This is a genomic window from Flavobacterium artemisiae, from assembly GCF_042678225.1.
GTDB classification, from domain to species: domain Bacteria; phylum Bacteroidota; class Bacteroidia; order Flavobacteriales; family Flavobacteriaceae; genus Flavobacterium; species Flavobacterium artemisiae.
In genome coordinates, this window is record NZ_JBHUDZ010000012.1 from 443936 (window position 1) to 464967 (window position 21032).

22 protein-coding genes are annotated in these 21032 nt (G+C 33.7%); 14 read left to right on the top strand and 8 right to left on the bottom strand.

The annotated features are described in order from the left end of the window. Positions 1 to 3 precede the first annotated feature (3 nt). From ACFSC2_RS12645 to ACFSC2_RS12660, 4 genes are all read left to right on the top strand, one after another. Positions 4 to 942 carry a mevalonate kinase family protein gene (locus tag ACFSC2_RS12645; protein WP_379815074.1) on the top strand — a complete coding sequence of 313 codons (939 nt, stop codon included), beginning with the start codon at positions 4 to 6 and terminating at the stop codon, positions 940 to 942. A gap of 68 nt (positions 943 to 1010) precedes the next feature. Next, positions 1011 to 1601, top strand: a complete 591-nt coding sequence (locus ACFSC2_RS12650) for a DUF502 domain-containing protein (RefSeq protein WP_379815073.1) — start codon at positions 1011 to 1013, stop codon at positions 1599 to 1601. A 58-nt stretch (positions 1602 to 1659) separates the two neighbouring features. Further along, positions 1660 to 2616: a geranylgeranylglycerol-phosphate geranylgeranyltransferase gene (locus ACFSC2_RS12655; RefSeq protein WP_379815072.1), complete on the top strand. Its 957-nt coding sequence runs from the start codon at positions 1660 to 1662 to the stop codon at positions 2614 to 2616. Positions 2617 to 2994: 378 nt separating this feature from the next. Continuing rightward, positions 2995 to 3903, top strand: a complete 909-nt coding sequence (locus ACFSC2_RS12660) for a pseudouridine synthase (protein WP_379815071.1) — start codon at positions 2995 to 2997, stop codon at positions 3901 to 3903. Positions 3904 to 3967: 64 nt separating this feature from the next. On the opposite strand, the gene ACFSC2_RS12665 is transcribed toward ACFSC2_RS12660, so the two are convergent. Together ACFSC2_RS12665 and ACFSC2_RS12670 are read right to left on the bottom strand one after the other, a co-directional pair. After that, positions 3968 to 4570 carry a DUF937 domain-containing protein gene (locus ACFSC2_RS12665; RefSeq protein ID WP_379815070.1) on the bottom strand — a complete coding sequence of 201 codons (603 nt, stop codon included), beginning with the start codon at positions 4568 to 4570 and terminating at the stop codon, positions 3968 to 3970. 285 nt (positions 4571 to 4855) lie between these two features. Continuing rightward, complete coding sequence (locus tag ACFSC2_RS12670) at positions 4856 to 5356, bottom strand: DUF456 domain-containing protein (RefSeq protein WP_379815069.1); 501 nt, start codon at positions 5354 to 5356, stop codon at positions 4856 to 4858. A gap of 470 nt (positions 5357 to 5826) precedes the next feature. On the opposite strand from ACFSC2_RS12670, the gene ACFSC2_RS12675 reads away from it, so the two are divergent. Further along, positions 5827 to 6312, top strand: a complete 486-nt coding sequence (locus tag ACFSC2_RS12675; RefSeq protein ID WP_379815068.1) for a hypothetical protein — start codon at positions 5827 to 5829, stop codon at positions 6310 to 6312. Positions 6313 to 6318: 6 nt separating this feature from the next. Here the strand turns inward: ACFSC2_RS12675 and ACFSC2_RS12680 are convergent, their stop codons facing one another. Together ACFSC2_RS12680 and ACFSC2_RS12685 are read right to left on the bottom strand one after the other, a co-directional pair. Continuing rightward, positions 6319 to 7422, bottom strand: a complete 1104-nt coding sequence (locus tag ACFSC2_RS12680) for a glycosyltransferase family 2 protein (protein WP_379815067.1) — start codon at positions 7420 to 7422, stop codon at positions 6319 to 6321. Continuing rightward, complete coding sequence (locus tag ACFSC2_RS12685; RefSeq protein ID WP_379815066.1) at positions 7419 to 8363, bottom strand: hypothetical protein; 945 nt, start codon at positions 8361 to 8363, stop codon at positions 7419 to 7421. Before ACFSC2_RS12685 ends, ACFSC2_RS12680 begins: the two co-directional genes overlap by 4 nt. A gap of 140 nt (positions 8364 to 8503) precedes the next feature. On the opposite strand from ACFSC2_RS12685, the gene ruvC reads away from it, so the two are divergent. The 9 genes from ruvC to ACFSC2_RS12730 all read left to right on the top strand — a co-directional run bounded on the left by ruvC (position 8504) and on the right by ACFSC2_RS12730 (position 14117). Next, positions 8504 to 9058 (top strand): crossover junction endodeoxyribonuclease RuvC, encoded by a 555-nt coding sequence (gene ruvC / locus ACFSC2_RS12690; protein ID WP_379815065.1) that lies wholly within the window; start codon positions 8504 to 8506, stop codon positions 9056 to 9058. A 99-nt stretch (positions 9059 to 9157) separates the two neighbouring features. After that, entirely contained in the window at positions 9158 to 9535 is a 378-nt protein-coding gene (locus ACFSC2_RS12695; RefSeq protein ID WP_379815064.1) for a four helix bundle protein, read from the top strand. A gap of 104 nt (positions 9536 to 9639) precedes the next feature. Continuing rightward, positions 9640 to 10767 carry a radical SAM family heme chaperone HemW gene (gene hemW / locus ACFSC2_RS12700; RefSeq protein ID WP_379815063.1) on the top strand — a complete coding sequence of 376 codons (1128 nt, stop codon included), beginning with the start codon at positions 9640 to 9642 and terminating at the stop codon, positions 10765 to 10767. 107 nt (positions 10768 to 10874) lie between these two features. Then, the gene (locus ACFSC2_RS12705; RefSeq protein WP_379815062.1) at positions 10875 to 11252 is read left to right on the top strand and encodes a GxxExxY protein; all 378 of its coding nucleotides are present in this window, start codon (positions 10875 to 10877) and stop codon (positions 11250 to 11252) included. A gap of 51 nt (positions 11253 to 11303) precedes the next feature. Further along, positions 11304 to 12062, top strand: a complete 759-nt coding sequence (locus ACFSC2_RS12710; RefSeq protein ID WP_379815061.1) for a cyclase family protein — start codon at positions 11304 to 11306, stop codon at positions 12060 to 12062. 150 nt (positions 12063 to 12212) lie between these two features. Further along, positions 12213 to 12614 (top strand): GNAT family N-acetyltransferase, encoded by a 402-nt coding sequence (locus tag ACFSC2_RS12715; RefSeq protein ID WP_379815060.1) that lies wholly within the window; start codon positions 12213 to 12215, stop codon positions 12612 to 12614. Then, a complete protein-coding gene (locus ACFSC2_RS12720; RefSeq protein WP_379815059.1) occupies positions 12611 to 12961 on the top strand; it encodes a DUF4260 domain-containing protein in 351 nt (116 codons plus the stop codon). The genes ACFSC2_RS12715 and ACFSC2_RS12720 overlap by 4 nt, the downstream gene beginning before the upstream one ends. Before the next feature lie 6 nt (positions 12962 to 12967). Beyond that, entirely contained in the window at positions 12968 to 13339 is a 372-nt protein-coding gene (locus ACFSC2_RS12725) for an MmcQ/YjbR family DNA-binding protein (protein ID WP_379815058.1), read from the top strand. A gap of 70 nt (positions 13340 to 13409) precedes the next feature. Then, positions 13410 to 14117: a PH domain-containing protein gene (locus ACFSC2_RS12730; protein WP_379815057.1), complete on the top strand. Its 708-nt coding sequence runs from the start codon at positions 13410 to 13412 to the stop codon at positions 14115 to 14117. Between the two features lie 76 nt (positions 14118 to 14193). Here the strand turns inward: ACFSC2_RS12730 and ACFSC2_RS12735 are convergent, their stop codons facing one another. The 4 genes from ACFSC2_RS12735 to ACFSC2_RS12750 all read right to left on the bottom strand — a co-directional run bounded on the left by ACFSC2_RS12735 (position 14194) and on the right by ACFSC2_RS12750 (position 21008). Then, positions 14194 to 15861, bottom strand: coding sequence for an alpha-amylase family glycosyl hydrolase (locus ACFSC2_RS12735; protein WP_379815055.1), 1668 nt, complete (start codon positions 15859 to 15861; stop codon positions 14194 to 14196). 234 nt (positions 15862 to 16095) lie between these two features. Then, on the bottom strand, positions 16096 to 17967 hold the full coding sequence (locus tag ACFSC2_RS12740) for a glycoside hydrolase family 13 protein (protein WP_379815053.1): 1872 nt from the start codon (positions 17965 to 17967) through the stop codon (positions 16096 to 16098). A 5-nt stretch (positions 17968 to 17972) separates the two neighbouring features. Then, the gene (locus ACFSC2_RS12745) at positions 17973 to 18680 is read right to left on the bottom strand and encodes a carboxylesterase family protein (RefSeq protein WP_379815052.1); all 708 of its coding nucleotides are present in this window, start codon (positions 18678 to 18680) and stop codon (positions 17973 to 17975) included. Positions 18681 to 18893: 213 nt separating this feature from the next. Continuing rightward, the gene (locus ACFSC2_RS12750; RefSeq protein WP_379815051.1) at positions 18894 to 21008 is read right to left on the bottom strand and encodes a glycoside hydrolase family 97 protein; all 2115 of its coding nucleotides are present in this window, start codon (positions 21006 to 21008) and stop codon (positions 18894 to 18896) included. Positions 21009 to 21032: the final 24 nt, after the last annotated feature.

Genomic DNA, 21032 nt, shown 5'->3' on the forward strand with positions numbered 1-21032 from the left:
AAAATGAAAGGACCATTATTTTACTCGAAAATATTACTTTTTGGAGAATACGGAATCATCCGTGACTCTAAAGGACTTTCTATCCCTTATAATTTTTACAACGGTGCTTTAAAAAAATCCGAAGAACCTTCGGAAGAAGCTATCGCATCAAACAAAAGCTTAATAAGTTTTGCTTCTTATCTTGAAGTTCTTCATACACAGCAACCGGAATTGGTTACTTTTGATTTGGAGACTTTAAAAAGTGATATTGAAAGCGGTATGTATTTCGACTCTAGTATTCCGCAAGGATACGGTGTTGGAAGCAGCGGTGCGCTTGTAGCAGCGATTTATGACAAATATGCTACTAACAAAATTACCGTTTTAGAAAATCTTACACGCGAAAAATTATTACATTTAAAAAATGTATTTTCTCAAATGGAAAGCTTTTTCCACGGAAAAAGTTCTGGTTTAGATCCATTAAACAGTTATTTAAGCATTCCGATTTTAATTAATTCCAAAGATAATATCGAAGCAACTGGAATTCCGACTCAGAGTTTTGACGGAAAAGGTGCTGTCTTTTTGTTAGATTCTGGAATTGTTGGAGAAACTGCTCCAATGGTAAATATCTTTATGGAAAACCTTAAAGACAAAGGTTTCCGTGCAATGCTTAAAAATCATTTTGTAAAATATACAGATGCCTGCGTAGAAAACTTTTTGCAAGGCGACATGAAATCTTTGTTTACCAATACCAAGAAACTTTCTAAAGTGGTTTTGAATAATTTCAAACCAATGATTCCGGAACAGTTTCACGGAATCTGGCAGCACGGAATTGATACAAACGATTATTATCTAAAACTTTGCGGTTCTGGCGGAGGCGGTTATATCTTAGGCTTTACTGAAGATCTGGAACGCGCCAAAGCTTCGTTGAAAGACTACAAATTAGAAGTCGTTTATCAATTTTAAACTTTGCGTTTATAAGACATAGCTGCTAAATACTCTTCTTTCAATTAATCTTTAAAAGATATATAATTATGAAAAGTATTTTAAAAATCATCAAAGCAACATTTTTGGGAGGAATTCTGTTTTTGGCTCCTCTAGTTTTATTGCTTGTGCTTTTAGAAAAAGGCTATTCTATAACGCAAAAAGTAACCAATCCGATTGTAAATAATCTGCCTAGAGTTAAAATTCTGGGATTGGCTTTGCAGGAAATTGCAGCCATCTTAATTATTGTAATTATCTGTTTGGCTGCCGGACTTATATCTAGAACTGTTTTTGCTAAAAAACTTATTCAGAAACTAGAAGAAAGTGTTTTGAGTTTTGTTCCTGGATATTCGTTTATGAAAAACATGAATGAAAGTATTATGGGAATCGAATCTAATGAGAATTTAAAAGTCATTTTGGTTCCTACAGATGCTGGACTGCAATTTGCTTTTTTGATAGAGGAAATAAACGAAAACAAATTTGCTGTTTTTGTTCCGGATGCGCCAAATCCGTGGAGCGGATCGGTGGTTTTTGTAGAGAAAAAAGATATTACAGAAGTTGCTATTTCGCAGAAAGAAGCATTGTCCTGTATTAGAAAATTGGGATTTGGTTCTAAAAATTTATTAAAAAATAAGCTTTAATCGTTCTAAAAAAAATAATTGCCTTAAATTAGGCTCTAAAAACTATAACCTATAAGAAATGCTGAGCAGACAAAATAAAATTTTAATAATGAAAATTGTTAGTTTGTTCTCTGTAGTTCGTGGTTACAATATTCCGATTATTGTACTGGCACAATATTTATCTGCGATATTTATTTTGGCTCCAGAAATTAGGGCGCTTGATATTCTTCTTGATTTTTATTTGTTTCTAATTGTTTTTGCTTCGGCGATTACAATTGCTTCGGGGTACATTATCAATAATTTTTACGACAGTCAGAAAGATCTAATTAATAGACCCAATAAATCGATGCTGGATCGTTTGGTAAGTCAAAAAACCAAACTTACCGTTTATTTTAGTTTGAATTTTCTAGCCGTTTTAATGGCTTCTATAGTTTCCTGGCGCGCATTTTTATTCTTTTCGGCTTATATTTTCATGATTTGGTTTTATTCGCATAAAATCAAAAAGTATCCGATTATTGGAAATTTGATGTCGGCACTTTTGGCTGTAACTTCATTTTTTGCGATTTTACTTTATTTCTATAATAAAATTTCGTTTGAAGAAATTGAGAATCATATGAGTCATTTTGTTGTGATTTGGGCGCATGCAGTATTCTTGTTTTTACTGCTGTTAATTCGCGAAATGATTAAGGATCTTGAAAATTTAAAAGGTGATTTGGTTAATGATTATCGTACGATTCCGGTTCTTTATGGAGAAAAGGTTTCTAAGCAAATAATTACGGTACTGACCTTTTTGACGATTTTGCCCGTGTATATTTTGGTCAATATTTATGATGTGGGTTATATGGATATTTATTTTTATGTGTGCTTTGGGGTTTTGCTTTTTTTCCTGCTGTATTTATGGAAATCGAACTCTAAAGAGGAATATCTCAAACTTCATAATGTGCTGAAATTCTTGATCGTGGCCGGCGTTTTTTGTATTGTCTTGATTAATCCGAGTGTTTTGTGGCACGGAAGGGCTTTGCTTTCTAGATTTTAAATTTTTTTATAATACAGAGATTCGCATAGGTTTTCATAATGAATTTATAATTTCCGCGAATCTTGAATGTAGAAGAAATCAACACAAAGATTTAAAAAAACTCCGTGCATCTTTGTGAAAAGCTCTGCGAATCTCTGTGGTAGAAAAGTTTTCTCAAAAAAAGCCAATTGATTGAATCTAGCCCCGATGGAAGGGAAAATCCTTTTATTTTTTTCTTTAAAAAATAAAAGATTGGAATGAACAGCGGGAAACCATGTCTCTATAAATGCCAATTGTAATGCTCCTGATGATCAAAATGTTAATCGTATTGATCTTAGGACATTGAACTTAAGATTTATTAGCAGGAAAAAACTATCTTTGCACAAATTAATGATTTTTATGAACAATAAGGAAGGCAATAATAAAAGAGGCGGTTCTAGACCAAATAGTTCTAGGTCGAACTCTAATAAGCCAAAACCTGCTTTACCAAAGCGCGCTCAAGGTCCTAAGAAAGAGAAACCAGAAGTGAAAGCTGCAAAAGAAGCGGCAGAGCAAAAATTTAAAAAGCAGAATCAGGCTCCGAAAAGACAAAAAGCTTCTGACGAAATTCGTCTGAACAAATACATCTCTAATTCTGGTGTATGTTCTCGTCGTGACGCTGACATTTATATTCAGTCTGGAAACGTTAAAGTTAACGGTGTTCCGGTTACTGAAATGGGGTATTTGGTAAAACTAAATGATGTTGTAAATTTTGACGGTGTTACTTTGACGCCAGAAAAAAAGGAATACATTTTATTGAACAAACCTAAAAACTTTACAACTGCTTTTGACGAAGGCCAGGAATATCGCAATGTTTTGGAATTGGTGCGTGGTGCAACAAATGCCAAAATTGCTGCTGTTGGCAGAATGGATAAAAACACGACTGGTTTATTGTTGTTTACCAATGATACGGATATGATTCGTAAGTTTAGTTTACCGAACCAGAAATCACCTAAAATTTATCAAGTTTCTTTGGATAAGAATTTGAAATTTGAGGATTTAGAAAAAATAAGCAAAGGTTTGGTTCTAGACGGACACCGCGTTTCTGTTGAAGAAGTAAGTTATATTGACAACGAACCTAAAAGTGAGGTTGGTTTGAAATTACGTACGGCAAATGTAAAAGTGGTACGCGCTATTTTTGAGTCGTTTGACTATAATGTTTTGCGTATTGACCGTGTTTCATTTGCTGGGTTGACCAAAAAGAATCTTCCGAGAGGAAATTGGCGCTTTTTGACGGATCAAGAAATTATCAATTTGAAAAACGGTTAATGTTTTTCAAATTATAAAAATTATATAAATCCTGTTTTCTTTGAAAATGGGATTTTTTTATTTACTAGAAACTGAAAAAGTTATGTCCGAAAAGGGTGAAAATTGATCTTCCGATAGATTGGTTTTTTTCTTCGACAGTTTCGTAATTTGAAAAACCTAGGATGATTTTGATTCCAGGAGGAATGCTGTTTAATACTTCTCTTTTTTGATCTTCTAGAAGAAGTTTTAGACTTTCTATTAGTTGTAGATTGTAGCGTAGATAAGAAACAACTAATAGTGCTGAAAAGTTTAATATTTCTCTGGCAGTTTCGCTTTTGATGCCGACTTCGTTTGAAACCATTTCTGAAATCCTGCCTTTTTTGTTTGAGAATAATTCTTTAAGTAATGGATTTCCTTCTAGGCGGTAACATTCGTCGACTGATAAAATTCTTCCGGCAGTAAAATCGACTTCTTGGTAAAAAGTAGAACTTTCGGGAAGCATTGAAACAATTTCTGAGTAAAAATCGGCTTCTTCGGATTTGTTGTAAAGTCCCATTAAAATTGTTCCGATTGAGACATCGATTCCTTTGATTAAAAGGGCATCATTTTCAAAATAAAACTTGTTTAGTTTGGAGACAACATTAGAAGAAATAAAACGTCTAAGTTCAATTTGTAGGTTTGGGGTCATACGCTTAACTTATTAAATAAACATTATTTAAACTCAATCAAAATAATCGATAAAGTGAGGCTTTTTATCGTTTATCAGGATAAAAATATAAAATAAATTAACATTTCCAAAAAATAAGTTAAAAATTTACTTTCGAGATTCTCAGCGTTTTAGACCTTAAAATGGCAGAAACCAATAAATATAATGCCTTGATTGCTAAATAGTGTAAAAAAAGCAATAAAAAAAATTAAGAGTTTTTTTTGTAATTTCAAAAAAATAAGAAAAAGCTTAAAATAAAATTAACATTTAGAACAGCAAAATACGGTTCTGCCAGACAATAACCAGAAAAATTCCGAGGTAGATTACTGAAAAAAGAAAGTTTACAAAACTTGATGCTAAAAAGCCAAGAAGCGAACCGGTTGCAGCTTTAAAAGCACGTTTGTGATTGGTAGAATCGTAAAGTAATTCGCCGATTAATGCTCCAACAAAAGGACCAATAATAAAGCCGAAAGGGATGGGAGCAAGGATTCCGACCAGAAGCCCGATGTTGGTTCCCCAGACGCCGTAAGAACTTCCTCCAAATTTCTTGGTTCCTTTTGCAGGAATTACATAATCTAGAATGGTAATGACGACCATTAATAAAAATGTAATTCCTAAAACCCAGTAATTATTTTCGACCGCCTTTGTTAAATATAATAATAGTAAACCAACCCAGCTGCTTGATAAACCAGGAAGGACAGGGATAAAACTCCCTAAAATTCCAACGATAATGCATATAAAACCTAATAAAACTAAGACTAAATCCATATATTTTTTGTAATTTTGCACTTACAAAATGAATTTGTAGATGCATTCAATTTTTCAGATGCTGCTTTTTTTGTGGCTGACTTTTATAGTTGGTGCTAATCTTAGTGCACAGTCTAAAAAACTTTCTTTGGATGATCAAATACTTCAAGACAGTTTATATAAAAGTAATAAGAAAAAAGTTTTAAATTTCTCTATGAAAGAGTTTGATGCTCTTTTTTTGAGTTTTTTGACAAAAAAAGTAACGAAGCTATTTGGTTAACCAAAACAGAATTTTAAAATTACACAGTTCAGATTGCTGCTTTTTCAGATCGTCTTGCTCTTTTATGTCCTGATCAGGAAGAAGTTGCAGTTCAAAATAAAGAAAAATGGCTGTCTGAAAACTATCAAGATTATCTGGATTACAAAGCATCTCAAAAAAAATAATCGTATTTTTACAATTCTATTTTTTATTTCAAATTAATTCTAAAACTTTGAAGCAGTTTTTCCCTTTTTTTATTTGTATTCTTTTTAGCTCTTGTCAATATTTTGAGAAGCAGGTTCCGTCTGAGAAAGAATTACTGCAGAAGGAATTGAAATCGATAAATTGGAAAGAAGTTGATGAATATCCGTCTGTACCCGAATGCGATAAAATAACAGATAAAGCGGTTCGTCAGCAATGTTTTTTTGAAGTGATGTCGAATCTAATCGAAGAAAAATTAAACGTTGATACTTTATCTATTTTATATCCTGAATTGGATACGATTGAAGTAAAAGTAACTGTTTTTCCGAATGCGACAATGAAATTTGAACCTCAGTTTCGCAAAGATTCGGTAGCTTACGATACCATAAAAATTGACAGTATTCTGCATGCACGTTTGGTTGATTTTCCTAAAATTAATCCGGCAATAAAACGCGGTGTTCCTGTAAAAACACAGTTTATTTTACCTGTTATTTTAAAAGCTAAGGACAAGAAATAATTTCAATTATTTTGTAAACCTTCTGTCTTTCCATTGATAAGAACCAAATAAGCTGTATAATGCAACTGTAGAACTGAAAAATGGATAAAATAAACTGCTAAGTAAAAGACTTTTGATTTTAGTGTTTGTTAAAAATTGATTGGTTTTATAAAGCAGCACAAAATCAATTAAAAACTTAGTAAAGACGAATAAAACGAAAATCGGATACTGCAGAATTCCAAAAAGCAACAAGAAAAGTCCGATCATAATATTCAAATTTCCAAAGAAAACAATCAATCCGAGTATTTTTCCAAACGAGCTTCTGTACGAACTTGTTTTGGCCGCCCAGCGCACTCTTTGATAGAATAGGGATTTCCAATCTTCTGTTGGTTTTGTGGTAACAATGGCTTCTTGTGCTTTTAAATAATGAACTTGTTTTGGAAATTTTTCAATTGCTTTTTGGAGTAAAAAAACATCATCTCCGCTGGCAATTTTGTCGTTTCCTTCAAATCCATTTAAGCTTTCAAACAATGATTTGGTGTAGGCAAAATTAGCTCCATTACACATAAAACCTTTGTTTAAACCAAAACTTCCGATTGTTGCGCCTTGAAGACTTGCTAGATCCAATTGCTGAAAATGATGCAAAAAAGAATTTTGACATTTATAAGTAACTGCGCCCGCCAGCATCGAAACCTGATTTTCTTGAATATAATGATCAAATGTTAAAAGCCAATTTTGAGGAACAATACAATCAGCGTCGGTAGTAATTACCCAATCGGTCTTTACGTGTTTTATTGCAGTTGTAATAGCATCCTTTTTTGGAGATTTTGAAACTCTAAGATTGTCAACAACAGTAACTTGAAACTTGAAACCTGAAACTTGAAACTTTTCAGATGAAGCATCATCAACTAAAATTACCTTGAATAGATTTTCGGGATAATTTAGTTTAGAAAAACTTTCTAAAAGCGACGGAAGGTTTTCTTTTTCATTTCGAAAAGGAACAATAATCGTAAAACTGGTTTTTGGTACTGCATTTGATTTCTGATATTTTTTTACTCTTGTAAAACCATAAACAAGCATTCCGATTGTAATGAAGTAAATGGTTAATATGAGAAACAATACGAAAATCATTCTATGGTTTTTGTTTTAAAATTTAAGACGTAAAAGGCACCGATTATTACTGGTAAAACGACATTTAAAAACCACATTAAAGTGCTGATAAAAACTACAATCCATTCGTTTACGCCAAGTTTTCCGAAAAAATAAATGGCAACACTTCCTTTTACAGCAAAATCCAGAAACTGAAAAGTGGGTAGGGAAGAAGCTAAGAAATAAACCGATGTAATCGCTGCCATTAAAGTTAAATAAGGCAAATCGACATCAAAAGCAAGAAACAAAAAGTAATATTGATGCGAGAAAACCAAGTAACGGCAGATTCCCAGAAGAATGTTTTTTTGATGAACAGTTTTAGGAATTTCGTTAATCTTATGAATCAGTTTTTCTATAGAATATCCTTTTACTTTTATTTTTTTGATGGAAAATAAAAGCACTAAAATCAATAGAAATCCGCCAAATAAAATCATTACTGTTTTGGTTGTAATAACATTAAATTCTGCATTGAAATATAACAAACCGAAAACCCCAAAAACAATCGTTAAGATCATCTGAATTCCGTTGCAGATTAAGTTTAAGAAAACAACTTTTTTAGCATCAGATTTTGGATAATACAATGCTTTTCCGGCATATTCTCCAACTCCGTTTGGAGTGAAAATTCCGGCTGTTAAAGCAGCTAAAACTTGTTTTGAGGCTTCTGAAACGGATATTTTATGAATTACTTGTGCGAGATTCTGCCATTTCAAAATCTCAAAATAACGATTCAAAACACTTAATAATAAAATGAAACCAATTCCTAAAACAGATTGTTTTTTTTTGAATAAAGCAATAAACTTCTGCCAGTCTAATTTATCGTTGTTCGCCAGCTGATTGTAAATAAAATAAAATGCACCGCCAACAATCAAAAGTTTGATTAGAAGAACGAGGAATTGCTTAGCTTTGTGAGGAATTGAAATCATGCCGCAAAAGTAACATAAAGTATTGTAATAATGCTATTGCACAAAGATTCTCAAAGAAAACACGAAACTGCGCAAAGATTAAAAAAAACTTTGCGAATCTCTGTGTAATCTTAGTGTATCTCGGCGTAACACTTTAAAAATTGACAAAAGAACGCATCATATTAGGTATTGACCCTGGAACCACGATTATGGGTTTTGGATTGATAAAAGTCACAAACAAAAAAATGGAGTTTCTGCAGTTGAATGAATTGCAGCTTTCCAAATACGACAACCATTATCAAAAGCTAAAAATTATTTTTGAAAGAACTATCGAATTAATCGAAACACATCATCCAGATGAGATTGCGATTGAAGCGCCTTTCTTTGGTAAAAACGTGCAATCGATGCTTAAATTAGGTCGTGCGCAGGGCGTTGCGATGGCAGCGGGACTTTCACGCGATATTCCGATTACAGAATATGAACCTAAAAAAATCAAAATGGCAATAACAGGAAACGGAAATGCCAGCAAAGAACAGGTTGCCAAAATGCTGCAACAACTTTTGGGTTTAAAAGAATTGCCCAAAAATCTGGATTCGACCGATGGTTTAGCGGCTGCAGTTTGTCATCATTTTAATTCGGGAAAAGTTATCGCCGGGAAAAGTTATTCGGGCTGGGACGCTTTTGTGAAACAGAATGAGGATCGAGTTAACAAGTAGTGGTCAGTGGTCAGTTTTTTTAGTGGTCAGTGATAAAAAACAATATAAATATTTTGGAATAATTCTTACAAATGTTTCTTTTGTGAATAAAAAATAAAAATGAGATTTCAAGATTTATTAGCTTACAAAAAATCTTTTTCTTTAGCAATGAAGATATTTGATATTACAAAACGATTTCCAAAAGAAGAAACTTATTCCTTAACTGATCAGATTAGACGTTCGTCCAGAAGTGTTCCTGTTACGATTGCAGAAGCTTACAGAAAACGTATTTATCCAAAACATTTTTACAGTAAATTAACTGATTCTGATGGTGAAAATTCTGAAACACAAGTTTGGCTCGAATTTGCTCTTGCTTGTAAATATATTTCAAATGAATATTACAATGAACTTTTATCCGAAAGTATGGAAATCGGAAAACTAATTAATTATATGCTTTTAAACCCAGGAAAATTTGGAGTCAAGATTAGTGATCAGTAGATTACAATATTAAGTATTCAGAATTAAGTGATCAATTTAATCAAAATACTAAAACTGACCACTAACCTGATCACTAAAAACCTGACCACTGAACACTAAAAAAAATGAGCGGCATCTACATTCACATACCTTTCTGCAAGCAGGCCTGCCATTACTGCGATTTTCATTTTTCTACTTCGATGAAGAAGAAAGACGAAATGGTTTTGGCTTTGGCTAAAGAAGTTGCTATGCGAAAAAGTGAATTTAAAAATGAGACTGTCGAAACCATTTATTTTGGCGGAGGAACGCCTTCTGTGTTGACTTCTTTTGAAATAAATTTTCTAATTGAAGAAGTTTACAAAAACTATAAAGTTGCTGAAAATCCTGAAATCACCCTTGAAGCAAATCCAGATGATTTGTCGGCTGAGCGTATTTTAGAACTATCCAAAAGTCCGATAAACCGTTTAAGCATTGGGATTCAGTCTTTTTATGAAGAAGATTTGAAGATGATGAATCGCGCTCATAATTCGGCGGAAGCCAAAAAATGTTTGGAAGAAGCGATCCAATATTTTGATAATATTTCGCTGGATTTGATTTACGGAATTCCTGGTTTGAGTAATGAAATGTGGAAACAAAATATTCAAACTGCTTTGGATTTTGGTATTCCGCATATTTCGAGTTATGCTTTGACTGTAGAACCTAAAACGGCTTTGAGCAAATTAATCCAAACCGGAAAAGTTGCCGAACCTCAGGATGAAGTGGCTTCTAACCATTTTAATATTTTGGTTGAAATGCTTCAAAACAACGGATTTATTCATTATGAATTATCCAATTTTGGAAAAGAGGATTATTTCTCCAAAAATAATTCGGCCTATTGGCTTGGTAAAAAATATATCGGAATCGGTCCTTCAGCACATAGTTATGACGGTGAAAAAAGAGGCTGGAATATTGCGAATAATTCACTTTATCTGAAAGCAATTCAAAACGACGAACTTCCTATTGAAACTGAAATTTTAACGGTTTCAGATCGCTATAATGAATATGTTATGACTGGATTGCGAACAATTTGGGGCGTTTCTCTAGAAAGAATAGAAAAGGAATTTGGAACGGAATATTTAAATTATCTGAAGAAACAATCTCAAAAATTCTTAAATGATGATTTACTTTCCATCGAAAACAACATTCTAAAACCCACTTTAAAAGGAAAATTTTTAACGGATGGAATTGCTAGTGATTTGTTTTATTTAAATTAGGTTTAACCGCAAGGTACGCAAGGAATTACGCAAAGAACGCTATTTTTTGTAGGAATAAATTTATTTAAAATTAAAAATGTAGATTTGAGCTTTAAATTTTATTGCTCATGTCAGAAAATGATTTATCTCGAATTGTATTTAATTCAGCTTTAAAAGTTCATCAAACTTTAGGTCCTGGTCTTTTGGAGAGTGCTTATGAAGAATGTTTGTTCTATGAATTGAAAAAATTTGACCTTAAAATAGAGAAACAAAAAGCATTGCCGTTAATTTATGAAGATGTAAAATTAGATGTTGGTTACAGATTAGATATTTTAGTAGAAAATAAACTAATTTTGGAAATAAAAGCAGTTGATTGCTTAAATGAAGTTCATTTTGCTCAACTATTGACTTATTTAAAACTAGCAAATTGCAAACTAGGATTATTGATAAATTTTAATGTTACCTTATTAAAACATGGAGTTAAAAGAATAGCAAACAATCTTTAATAAAATTCTAGCGTCCTTTGCGTAAACCTTAGCGAACCTTGCGGTTAAATTATGATAGCAAAAATTAATAACCTAGAAATAGACTTATCAAAACCCATTGATATTTCGATTCCTCTAACAAATACAGATGAAAACCCGATTGCCTGGTATATCGAAAAACCAGTTATAGAGCCTGTGGTTTTTGGTGATTGGATCGGGAAAGTTTCGGAAGGAAAATCTTCTACGAATTTCAATAATATTTTCTTCAATCCGCATGGGCATGGGACGCATACGGAATGTCTGGGGCATATTACAAATGATTTTTACAGCATTAATCAATCGTTGAAACAATTTTTCTTTTTCGCCAAATTGATTACGGTCGAACCTGAAAAAATTGAAGATGATTTTGTGATTAGAAAAGAGCAAATTTCAGCTTTAGTAAGTGAAAAAACAGAAGCTTTAATTATTAGAACGCAGCCAAATCAGCCAAATAAAAAATCGAGAAAATATTCCAATACAAATCCGCCGTACCTTTCAGAAGAAGCTGCGATTTTCATCCGCGAAAGCGAAATTGAACATTTACTGATTGATTTACCAAGTGTGGACAAAGAACATGATGAAGGAAAATTATTGGCTCATAAAGCTTTTTGGAATGTAAAAGACACTGTAAATCTAAATTCTGACGCTAGATTAAACGCCACAATTACGGAAATGATTTATGCCCCAGATGAAATTGAAGACGGAAACTATATTCTAAATCTTCAAATCGCTTCGTTTGAAAATGATGCTAGTCCAAGTAAGCCGATATTATATAAAATTAAAAAAAGTTAGCCACGAATTACACGAATTTTCGCGAATTTCTTTTTAATGTTTTGCCACTGATTAAAAAGATTCTCAGGATTAAATCATTCTAATCCTTTAATCTGTGGCAAAAAATAATTCGCGAAAATTCGTGTAATTCGTGGCTAAAACCAAACTCCAATGATAACAGTCTCAACAGATAAAACAAAACTCGACGTTCCGTTTATACAGCACTTTTTAAAAGATATTTATTGGGCTGCTGGGCGAACAATTGACGAAGTACAACGAACAATTGATGCTTCGGTTTGCTTTGGAATTTACCTTGAAGATAAGCAAATTGGTTTTGCACGTGTAATAACGGATTATGTGGTTTTTGCTTATTTAATGGATGTTTTTATTACAGAAGAACACCGAGGAAAAGGATATTCGTCTGTTTTGATTGATGCTATGATGAAAGATCCTCAATTACAAGAAGTCAAAATCTGGCGTTTGGCCACAACCGACGCTCACTTTTTATACGAAAAATTCGGATTTACAAAATTAGCACATCCTGAAAAAATGATGGAAAAAGTAATCAAATGAAAACAGTTTTAAAACTCGAAGAAACAGCTTTATTTATTCTCGGAATCTTTTTATTCAGCCGTTTAAATTATGAATGGTGGTGGTTTTTAGCCTTAATTTTAGCTCCCGATTTATCCATGATCGGTTATGCATTTGGAAATAAAGCCGGTGCCTTTTTTTATAATGCCTTTCATCATAAAGGAATTGCAGTTTTGATTTATGTTTTCGGATGTTATTTTGATATTGAGATGTTGCAGTTAATGGGAATTATTTTATTTTCACATTCGGCAATGGATCGTATTTTTGGTTATGGACTTAAGTATGAAAAAGGCTTTAAATACACACATTTAGGTGAAATTGGTAAATAGAAAAATATGAATCTTGAAACGTTTTATGAATATTGTCTTTCTAAAAAAGGCGTGAGCGAGCATTTTCCTTTTGATGAAGATACTTTGGTTTTTAAAGTTGGCGGAAAGATGTTTGCTTTGTCTTCGCTTTCACAATGGGAAAAAAATGAGCAGTCGGTTAATTTAAAATGTGATCCTGACCGTGCGGAGGAACTTAGAGCCGAATATGATGAAATCAAACCAGGTTTCCATATGAGTAAAGTACATTGGAATACAGTGGCTTTGAACGGAAATCTGCCCGATAAATTTGTAAAAGAACTTATAGATCATTCGTATGAATTAGTTTTCAAAAGTTTGACAAAGAAAATTCAGAACGAAATTACCGAATTAGAAAATTAGGCATTACATTTGTAGCGTCAGTAAAAAAACTCAGCGACTTAAAAGCTCAGAAACTTAGCAACTTAAAAAAATGAAAGAACAATTTAAAAAGTTTTTAAACGAAGAACAAGACCCAAAAGCGATTGAAAAAATCACTTCAAAATTAAGCGACTTATTAATGAGAGGTGAAGAAGTTGGGTATATTGCCGTTCAAAAAAAACCAGCAATAACTGTTTTTCCTGAAAGTCTTGTTTTAACTAATAAAAGAATTATTATTTGTAAGCCTAAAAATTTAGGTCTTTCTATGGATTTCATAGATTATACTTGGGATGATATTTCGAGTACTTTTGTTAAAGAAAATATTCTAGGATCTGAATTTTCATTTGGAACAAAAACTGATTTAGCTATTTCAGTTGACTATATTCCAAAAATTCAGGCAAGAAAGATTTATACTTATGCTAAAGAACAATTGGATTTATTGAAAAATCCTGTTGTTGCTGCGGCTCCAATTGTTGAAGATGTTCAGGAAGAGGTTGAAGAAGAAGCGGAAGAAATCGAGGAAGTTGTGCCAGAAGAAGTGACAAGTTTTGCTGAAATTCTGCCTGCTGCTCCAGTTTACGAAACTTATGAGCAAATTCCTCCTCCAGCGCCAGCACCAACTGGAGATCGTAAATTAAGCGATTTATCGAAAGAAGAACTTTTTGACAAGCTTCAGAATTATAAAAAACTTCTTGATAACGGTTTAATTATGCAAGGAGAATACGATGCATATAAAAAAGAGATATTAAGTTATATGTAATTATAATTTATCCCAAAGGTTCAAAATAAAAACCCATCAGTTATTGATGGGTTTTCTTTTATATAACTTTTTGTTTCTAAATCTTCTCTAATAAAACAATTCCATATTCACTATCAATAGTTACCTTTCCATCAATAACTTCAACTTCTAGGTCTGAAAAGCAATCTCGTACTTTGGTTCCGTTTTCGAAAACAGCATTTACAGGAAGTCCTTTTTTCCCTTCAGGTAAATCTAAACCAATGATTACTTTATCATTGAAATTACCTTTAGAATAAGTTCTTGAAAACAAGTAATGTTCGCTTTCAATTTTTGAATGAATTCCAGCTCCAACGGCAGGATGATTCTTTCTAAATTGCCCTAATTTCTGCCAATGCCAAAGCATTCTTTGCGTATCTGGATTATTTTGAATATCGTCCCAGTTCATATTCGAGCGTAAAGTCGCGTCGCCTTGAGTTCCTTCAATTACTAGAGAACGATTTGATTCATCTCCGTAATAAACCTGCGACATTCCAGGCGAAAGCAAAAGCTTAGTTCCTGCTTCAAAACCTTTTACACGATTGGCATCGAAAGGCTGTCCGTCGTCGTGCGAAGAAACATAATTTAGAACTGAATAGCCTTTTAAATCGTTATTTAAATGATTGGAATATTTAGAAAATAAAGTTTCATAATCGCTTTGTGCAGCGTTCCATTTAAATTCAAAATTAATCATACTGTTGAAACCATTTTGGAAATAATTGACTTTTCGATCTCCAAAATCATAATCCTGACCACCGCTTATTCCGTAACCGTAAACTTCCGCAATCGTATAAAACGAATTATCATCTAAAACTTGCAAAGGATGATGTTTCTTCCAAGTTTCAAAAGCGTAATCACATTCTTTTTTAAAATCAGCCCAGACGCCTTCTTCGGTGTGTTTTACAGTATCGGCGCGATAACCGTCAATTCCGAATTCGAGAACATAATCGGTCAACCATTTTATAATGTAATATTTTGGTGTTCTTGGGTAATTGGTTCTTTTGAAAAATTCATCTAAGGAAGCAATTTCTTTTTCGTAACGGCCTTCTTTTTTCCATTTTTCGATTAAAAAAGGAGGCAATTCAACTTCCTGAACACTTTCGGTTCTAACATCTGGAAGATTTTCAACCAGCGTACACATGGTTGTGTTTTCAAAAGATTTGTAATCACAGACAACGCCAGTTCTAACCCAGTCAGAAGGCCAAACAGGATCTTCGGGAGTTACAGGGCCAGTATGATTGATTACGCCGTCTAAAACTATTCTGATGCCTTTTTCATGCGCTTTTTTAACCAAATTAGCTAAATCTTCTTTTGTTCCGAAGTTGGGATCTAAAGCAGTCCAGTCTTTTGCCCAATAACCGTGAAAGCCGTAACTCAGACCAGTTCCTTCATCAACGCCATCGTGAATTTGCTCTACAATCGGCGTAAGCCAAATGGCATTGATTCCTAGTTTTTCAAAATATCCAGATTCGATTTTTTTGGTGATTCCGATAATGTCTCCGCCTTCAAATCCGCGTAGTTTTCCGGGTATTTTAGTTCGGTTAAAATTTAAATCGTTTGATTTGTCGCCGTTGTAAAAGCGGTCTGTAAGTAAAAAATAAACATTTGCTCCTTCCCAAACGAAAGGTGTTTTCGAAGTATTATCGTTATTCATTGAAACTGATTTTGAGCCAGAACAACCCGTAATTAAGAATACTAAAGATAAAAAAAGGAAAGTGTATTTTTTCATTATTTAAGATTTTTTAAACAGGTTGAAAAAAAATAGCCACAGATTAAAAGGATTTAAGGGATTTTTTCTTTTTGCCACGAATTACACGAATTTTCACAAATTTAAATAGGAGTAAATAATTCGTGGAAATTTGTGCAATTCGTGGCGAAAAAAATCAGTGTTAATCAAATTAATCTGTGGCCAAAAAACATTGCGCCCTTTGCGATTGACATTGCGCCCTTTGCGGTTAAGTTTTTATTCCAATTCTAAAACCAAAGCCGATTTTGGTTCCAAAGTAATTTCAGAAGCTAAATCGAAAGTTTTTCCTGTGATAACATCTTTTCCTGATTTAAAGTTTTTGATGTTTTCTTTAAAACGGTTTGTTTTTAAAACTTGCTGTTTTGCATTGTTGTTGAAAACCACCATTACGGTTTTAGCATCTGTATATCTGAAATATACATACGTATTATTTTCTGGAATATAATGCGTCATTTTTCCGAAATGAACGGCTTCGTTTGTTTTTCTCCAGTTGAATAATTTCGAACTGAAATCAAAGAAAGAAGCTTGTTGTGCCGTTCTTCCTTCTTTTGTAAACGCATTGTTTTTGTCGCCAGCCCATCCGCCTGGGAAATCCTGACGAATATCGGCGTCGCCTTTGCTTTTGTCTCCGCCCATTCCAATTTCTGAACCGTAATAAATCTGAGGGATTCCGCGAATTGTAGCCAATAAAGTCATGGCCAGTTTGTATTTTGGAAGATCATATTTAAACTTTTCATTCATACGATCTGTATCGTGATTTTCGGAAAAAACCAAAATGTTATTGGTGTTTGGATAAAGAAAATCCATCGCAAAATTGTTGTAGAATTTAATCAATCCGTTGTCCCAACTTGGATTATCTTCGTTGAAAGCAGAAGTAATTTGACTTTGAAGTGTAAAATCCATTACAGATGGAAGGTTTGAATTGTAGTTTTCAATTGCACCAATTTTACTGTCTTTTTGCCAAAAAGCTAAATTCGCCTGATTGTGCATCCAGATTTCACCCACAATATTGAAATTAGGATATTCAGTTGTAATCGCTTTTGCCCAATTTGCCATCGCCGTTTTATCTGAATAATTATAAGTGTCTACACGGAAACCATCCAGATTAGCATATTCAATCCACCAAATAGCGTTTTGAGTTAAGTATTTTGCAACAAGCGGATTTCTTAAATTCAAATCCGGCATTGAAGGTACAAACCAGCCGTCAACACAAACTTCCTGATCTGTTTTTGAAGCGTGGATATCTGTAATTACTTCGCGTCTGTGGTGTGTTTGCGTATAGTTTTCAAATTGGTTAAGCCATGATTTTGTTGGTAAATCTTTCACCATCCAATGTGTAATTCCCCAGTGATTGGTAACATAATCCATAACCAGTTTCATGTCTTTTTTATGCATTTCCGAAGATAAACGAACGTAATCTTCATTTGTTCCGTAACGCGAATCTATTTTGTAAACATCAGATTGCCCGTAAGTATGATACGAATGTTGTTTGTCGTTATCTTCGCATAATGGCGTGCTCCAGATTGTCGTTGCACCAAGAGATGAAATATAATCTAAGTTTTTGATGATTCCTTCGATATCACCACCGTGACGTCCGCCTGGTTCTGTGCGGTTGGCTTTTTCAGTTAAAACAGGATCGCTGTCGTTTTTCGGATTTCCGTTTGCAAAACGATCTGGCATGATTAAGTAAATCAAATCAGATGAATCGTAGCTTTTTCTGTCGGCAGAATTTGCTCTTCTTTCTTTAAGCGCATATTTTTGAGTAAAAGCCACTTTGTTTTTCAATTTAAATGAAAAAGTTAGTTCAGAAGCTTTTACGTCTTTTGTATCAATAGTTACAAAAAGATAGTTTGGGTTTTCTGTTTTTTCAACATTTTTAATCGCAACATTATTAGAAACCGAAGCTTCGTATTGTGCAATATTTTTTCCGTAGAACATAATCTGTAGTTCAGAATTTTTCATTCCGGCATACCAGAAAGGCGGTTCTACTTTTTGGATTTGCGCTTTCGCGGAAGCGGAAAACAGCAAGACCAACAAAATTAGTTTATAAATCGAATGATGTATAAATGATGTTTTTTGGTTTTTCATAATTTTTATTTTTTTGATTTCTTCTGTTTGAGCATCCATTTGTATATTTCTGGATTTTTCTCGTATAGATATTGAATTTCATGGTCTTCGTTTTCTAAACGTGTAAACTTGAAATTTTTATTGCTTTCGCATGATTCTAAACCTTTTGCAATACGCTCGGTTTCACTAATCGGGATTTTATCATCGGCAGTTCCGTGAAAAGCCCAAATAGGAATCTTACTCAAATTGCAGACTCTTGTCGTATCGCTGTCGTTAATTCCTCCGCAAAGTGCTACAACGCCTGCAAATTTATCGGGAAAGTCCAAAGCTGTGATATAAGCACCGTAACCGCCCATGCTTACTCCTGTAATATAAATTCGGTCTGTATCGATTCTATATTTTGAATTTAATTCGGCATAAAGCGCTTCAAACCAATTCTCAGTTGACCAATATTTATTATCCGGACATTGCGGAGAAGCGATTATAAAATCGAAATCCTGACCTTTTTCTACTAAATAGGGAAGGCCGTAAATTTTTAGTTTATTGAGATCGTTTCCTTTTTGCGAACCGCCATGCAGGTAAATTACAAGCGGATATTTCTTCTTAGTTTCTTTTGCGTAATCTTTTGGTAGATACAAAAGATAATCATATTTCGCGTCAGCTTTTTTTTGGGAATAAATATTAATCCCTGAAAAAGCAACCAAAACCATTAGAAATTTTAACTTATAATTCATTTACAGGTTTTATTTAGTTCGATTCCTGCAAGGTTTTCAAAACCTTGTAGGTCTGTTTAGGAAATCGTGTGCGTAAAAATTAAACCTACAAGATTTTGGAAACCTTGCAGGATAATAGAATTTAAACCATACAAGAAATGTAAGAACATTTAAGACAAAAACTGGGGGATTTCTATTTAAATGGACTTACATTTCTTATATGGTTAATTAAAATTATTTGTTTTCAATAATGCTGATTGCATAACCTCCTCCAGGAGCAGAAAACTGAGATAATTTAGATTTATTTGTTACAGCAATTTTCTTGATTGTATAAGCTTGCGGATTTGTTTTGTAATGCGCATCTTTTGCATCAGCATAAATTGTTGCGGTGTATTTTTTACCTTTTTCAAGGAAACTGAAATCGATGTTTGAAGTACGAGCAGTTTCTCCGTTTACGTTTCCTACGAACCAGTTATTTGTTCCTTTTGCTTTACGGGCAACCGTGATAAAATCTCCAGGTTCAGCCTCGATATATTTACTTTCTGACCAGTCAACAGCTACATCTTTAATGAATTGGAATGCATCAGGAAAACGGTTGTAGTTTTCTGGAGTATCTGCAGCCATTTGTAACGGGCTGTACATCGTAACATATAAAGCTAATTGGTTACAGATTGTACTGTTTACATGCGATTTGTTGTCCGGATTCATTTTACTGATATCCATTTCGAAGATTCCAGGAGTGTAATCCATTGGACCTCCAATTAATCTTGTAAAAGGTAAAACAGTTACGTGATTTGGTTTAGAACCTCCAAAAGCTTGGTATTCTGTTCCTCTTGCTGCTTCGTTTCCAATTAAGTTGGGATACGTTCTCGCGATTCCTGTAGGACGAACTGCTTCGTGAGCGTTCACCATAATTTTATAATCTGCTGCTTTTTCGATAGCGTATTGGTAATGGTTTACAATCCATTGGCTGTAATGGTTTTCGCCTCTTGGCAAAATATCACCTACGTAACCGCTTTTTACAGCATCGTATCCGTTGTCGTTCATGAATTTGTACGCAGCATCCATATGGCGCTCGTAGTTACGAACAGATCCAGAAGTTTCGTGGTGCATGATGATTTTTACACCTTTAGATTTTGCGTATTCGTGCAAGCCTTTAACATCAAAATCTGGGTAAGGCGTTACAAAATCAAAAACATAATCCTTAGAATGTCCAAACCAGTCTTCCCAGCCTTCGTTCCAGCCTTCAACCAAAACGGCGTCGAAACCATTTGCTGCAGCGAAGTCAATGTATTTTTTTACGTTCGCATTGTTGGCACCGTGTGTTCCGTTTGGTTTTGCTTTCGCGAAATCGGTAACACCCAATTGAACTGTTGGATAGTCATTTGTGTACGACCAAGAGCTTTTTCCTGTAATCATTTCCCACCAAACACCAATGTATTTTACTGGTTTAATCCAAGAAGTATTGTCAATTTTTGACGGATCGTTTAAGTTATACGTCATTTTTGATGAAAGAATTTCTCTAGCATCATCGCTTACGATAATCGTTCTCCAAGGCGAATGATTTGGCGCTTGCATGTAACCTTTATCTCCTTTTGCATCTGGTGTTAACCAAGATTCGAAAACCATATTTTTATCATCTAAATTCAAGTGCATACAAGAATAGTTGATCAAAGCCGCTTCGTGAAGGTTGATGTAGATTCCGTCAGCCGTTTTTAACATCAAAGAAGTCTGCACTCCTGTTGGTGAAAAAGACTTTTGAGAAACGTTTGCCGTATACGCTTTTTGAGATAAACCTCTAATTTCTGAAAGTTTTGATTTTGTATAATCGTATTCCTGAGTGTCATAATCTCCTGGAATCCAGAAAGCAGTATGATCTCCAGTCATCGCAAATTGAGATCTTTCTTCTTTAATTGTAAAATAAGTCAGATTCTTTTGCACTGGAAATTCGTAACGGAAACCTAAACCATCTTCAAACAAACGAAAACGGATTACGATTTGTCTGTCTGTTCCTTTTTGGTTTAACGTTACAGCCAATTCATTATAATGATTTCTGATGTGATCTACTTCGCCCCAAACTGGTTTCCAAGTTTCATCAAAAGTTGACGTTTTGGTGTCAACAACAGTAAAATCATTCAACAAAGATTTTTTATCATCTTTAAGTTCAAGACCTAATTTACTGGTTTTTACAACTTCTTTGTTTTTATATTTTAAGTTGTAAGTTGGAGTTCCATCGCTTTGAAGCGAAAATTCCATTACGAACTTGCCTTCGGGAGATTTTAATTGCTGCGCTTTAGCAATCGTGCTAACGGCAAACAAAACTAAACTTGCGAAAAATAAGTTTTTCATGTTTTTAGATTTTTAGAGTATTGT

Excerpts from the sequence above, each read along its gene's own strand:
- ACFSC2_RS12645 (WP_379815074.1), top strand. The coding sequence starts at position 4 with ATGAAAGGACCATTATTTTACTCGAAAATATTACTTTTTGGAGAATAC.
- ACFSC2_RS12650 (WP_379815073.1), top strand. The coding sequence starts at position 1,011 with ATGAAAAGTATTTTAAAAATCATCAAAGCAACATTTTTGGGAGGAATT.
- ACFSC2_RS12655 (WP_379815072.1), top strand. The coding sequence starts at position 1,660 with ATGCTGAGCAGACAAAATAAAATTTTAATAATGAAAATTGTTAGTTTG.
- ACFSC2_RS12660 (WP_379815071.1), top strand. The coding sequence starts at position 2,995 with ATGAACAATAAGGAAGGCAATAATAAAAGAGGCGGTTCTAGACCAAAT.
- ACFSC2_RS12665 (WP_379815070.1), bottom strand. The coding sequence starts at position 4,570 with ATGACCCCAAACCTACAAATTGAACTTAGACGTTTTATTTCTTCTAAT.
- ACFSC2_RS12670 (WP_379815069.1), bottom strand. The coding sequence starts at position 5,356 with ATGGATTTAGTCTTAGTTTTATTAGGTTTTATATGCATTATCGTTGGA.
- ACFSC2_RS12680 (WP_379815067.1), bottom strand. The coding sequence starts at position 7,422 with ATGATTTTCGTATTGTTTCTCATATTAACCATTTACTTCATTACAATC.
- ACFSC2_RS12685 (WP_379815066.1), bottom strand. The coding sequence starts at position 8,363 with ATGATTTCAATTCCTCACAAAGCTAAGCAATTCCTCGTTCTTCTAATC.
- ACFSC2_RS12695 (WP_379815064.1), top strand. The coding sequence starts at position 9,158 with ATGAGATTTCAAGATTTATTAGCTTACAAAAAATCTTTTTCTTTAGCA.
- hemW (WP_379815063.1), top strand. The coding sequence starts at position 9,640 with ATGAGCGGCATCTACATTCACATACCTTTCTGCAAGCAGGCCTGCCAT.
- ACFSC2_RS12705 (WP_379815062.1), top strand. The coding sequence starts at position 10,875 with ATGTCAGAAAATGATTTATCTCGAATTGTATTTAATTCAGCTTTAAAA.
- ACFSC2_RS12710 (WP_379815061.1), top strand. The coding sequence starts at position 11,304 with ATGATAGCAAAAATTAATAACCTAGAAATAGACTTATCAAAACCCATT.
- ACFSC2_RS12715 (WP_379815060.1), top strand. The coding sequence starts at position 12,213 with ATGATAACAGTCTCAACAGATAAAACAAAACTCGACGTTCCGTTTATA.
- ACFSC2_RS12720 (WP_379815059.1), top strand. The coding sequence starts at position 12,611 with ATGAAAACAGTTTTAAAACTCGAAGAAACAGCTTTATTTATTCTCGGA.
- ACFSC2_RS12725 (WP_379815058.1), top strand. The coding sequence starts at position 12,968 with ATGAATCTTGAAACGTTTTATGAATATTGTCTTTCTAAAAAAGGCGTG.
- ACFSC2_RS12730 (WP_379815057.1), top strand. The coding sequence starts at position 13,410 with ATGAAAGAACAATTTAAAAAGTTTTTAAACGAAGAACAAGACCCAAAA.
- ACFSC2_RS12735 (WP_379815055.1), bottom strand. The coding sequence starts at position 15,861 with ATGAAAAAATACACTTTCCTTTTTTTATCTTTAGTATTCTTAATTACG.
- ACFSC2_RS12740 (WP_379815053.1), bottom strand. The coding sequence starts at position 17,967 with ATGAAAAACCAAAAAACATCATTTATACATCATTCGATTTATAAACTA.
- ACFSC2_RS12745 (WP_379815052.1), bottom strand. The coding sequence starts at position 18,680 with ATGAATTATAAGTTAAAATTTCTAATGGTTTTGGTTGCTTTTTCAGGG.
- ACFSC2_RS12750 (WP_379815051.1), bottom strand. The coding sequence starts at position 21,008 with ATGAAAAACTTATTTTTCGCAAGTTTAGTTTTGTTTGCCGTTAGCACG.